The following is a 2,245-nucleotide window of genomic DNA, read 5'->3' as shown; positions in this document are numbered from 1 at the left end:
GGCCGTCTCGGCGTGCGGGGCGCGGGCGAGGCGGCGTACGTAGATCCCCTGGGGGCGGATGGCGAGGTGGTCCTCGTCGCCGAGGCCGGAGAGGGCTTCGGCGAGCCGTCCGAGGGTCCGCTCGTCGGCGGTCCCGGGCAGGTCGATCAGGCCGCCCCAGCGCTCGGGGTGTTCGTGGCCGACGGTGCGGCCCAGGCCCCAGAGCTGTGCCTGGGTGGCGCTGGTGAGCCGGTCGGAGCGGCCGGTGGAGACGGCGCCGCGGGTGACGGCCCACAGGCGGGCGTCGAGCCCGGCGTCGCCCAGTGCCTGGACGAGGGCGACGGTGGCGGCGAGGCCCGCGGCGAGCTCGGGGTGGCCGGCGTACGGCCGCTCGTCGAGGCCGAGGAGGGAGAGCACGCCGGTGGGCGTGGCGTCTTCCGAGTCGGACAGGGCGGCGCGCAGCTGTTCGGCGAGGTCCGCGCGGTCGGCGGTGGTGGCGTCCACGGTGACCTGGGCGACGCGTACGCCGCGCTCGGTGAGCATGCGGACGGACTCGGCCGGCCAGGGCGAGTCGGCGGCGTCGGCCGGGGTGACGACGAGCCAGGTGCCGGTCAGCAGCGAGGGCTGGGCGCCGGTCAGCGGCTTCCAGGTGGTGCGGTAGCGCCAGCCGTCGACGGTGGAGCGGTCGTTGTGGCGTCGGCGCCAGGCGGACAGCGCGGGGAGGACGGCGCTCAGCGGCTGGTCGCCGTCGAGGCCGAGGGTGTCGGCGAGGGCTTCGAGGTCCTCGCTGTGCACGACCTCCCAGAAGCGGGCGTCGGTGGCGCTGAGCGCGCCGGTCCCGGCGTCGGCCTCGTCGCCCATGTCGGCGAAGGGGTTGGACGGCCAGTAGCGCTGGCGCTGGAAGGCGTACGTGGGCAGGTCGACGCGTGCGGCGCCGGTGCCCGCGTAGAACGTGGACCAGTCCACGGCCGTGCCGCGCACGTGTGCCTGGGCGAGGGCCTGGGCGAGGGTGCGGGCCTCGGGGCGGTCGTCGCGCAGGGCGGGGACGAACGCGGCGGCGCCGGCCTTGGTCCCGGCGAGGCAGTCCTGGCCCATGGCGGAGAGCACGCCGCCGGGGCCGAGTTCGACGAAGGTGGTGACGCCGCGCGTCTCCAGGGCGCGTACGGCGTCGAGGAAGCGGACGGCCTCGCGGACGTGACGGACCCAGAAGCCGGGGTCGGTGATCTCCTCGGCGGAGACCAGGTCGCCGGTGAGGGCGGAGACGATCGGGATCGTCGGGGCCTGGTAGGTCAGCCGCTCGGCGACGCCGCGGAAGGCGTCCAGCATGCCGTCCATGTGCGGGGAGTGGAAAGCGTGGCTGACGCTGAGGCGCTTGGTCTTGCGGCCCTGTGCCTCGAAGGCGGCGGCGATCTCGGCGGCCGCGTCCTCGTCACCCGCGATCACCACGGACTGCGGGCCGTTGAGAGCGGCGATGCTCACGCGCTCGGTCAGCAGCGGCAGGACCTCGTCCTCCGCCGCCTGCACCGCGATCATCGCGCCACCGGCGGGCAGCTGCTGCATGAGCTGGCTACGGGCGGCCACCAGGGCGCAGGCGTGCGTCAGGGACAGCACTCCGGCGACGTGGGCGGCGGCGAGTTCGCCGATGGAGTGGCCGGAGAGGAAGTCGGGCTTCAGACCCCAGGACTCCACGAGGCGGAACAGCGCCACCTCGACCGCGAACAGCGCGGGCTGGGTGAAGCCGGTGCGGTCCAGCAGCTCCTTGTCGTCGCCGAACAGCACGTCCTTCAGCGGCTTTTCGAGGAAGCGGTCGAGCTGGGCGCAGACCTCGTCGAAGGCCGTGGCGAAGACCGGGTACGTCGCGTGGAGCTCGCGGCCCATGCCGAGCCGCTGGCTGCCCTGGCCGGTGAAGAGGAACGCGAGCTTGCCCTCGGCGGCCAGCCCCTCGGTGAGGGCGGGGTGGCGCCGGCCCTCGGCCAGCGCGGCCAGGCCCGCGAGGAGTTCGTCGCGGTCGGCCGCGACGACGGCGGCGCGCCGGTCGAGGGCGGGGCGGGTGGCGGCCTGCGAGTAGCCGATGTCGGCCAGGTCGGCGGTGAGCTGACCAGTTGTCAGGTCGGCGTGCAGCTGGGCGGCCTGGGCGCGCAGGGCACCCTGGTCCTTGCCGGACAGCACGACGGGGGTGAGCGGCGGGCGGACCGGGGCGGGAGCGTCCGTCCGCTCCCCGGCCGCTTCTTCGACGGCCGGGGCCTGCTCGATGATGGTGTGCGCG

1 protein-coding gene is annotated in these 2,245 nt (G+C 75.2%); it reads right to left on the bottom strand.

The genetic code is table 11. The features are described 5' to 3' along the window. Positions 1 to 2,245: acyltransferase domain-containing protein (locus K6I34_RS35995; protein ID WP_229332235.1), on the bottom strand; the 2,245-nt coding region annotated here is incomplete at both ends.

It is taken from the genome of Streptomyces sp. UNOC14_S4 (assembly GCF_020740835.1).
GTDB lineage: Bacteria > Actinomycetota > Actinomycetes > Streptomycetales > Streptomycetaceae > Streptomyces.
Note: the sequence above shows the minus strand (reverse complement) of the source record. Positions and strands in the feature narration are given on the sequence as shown.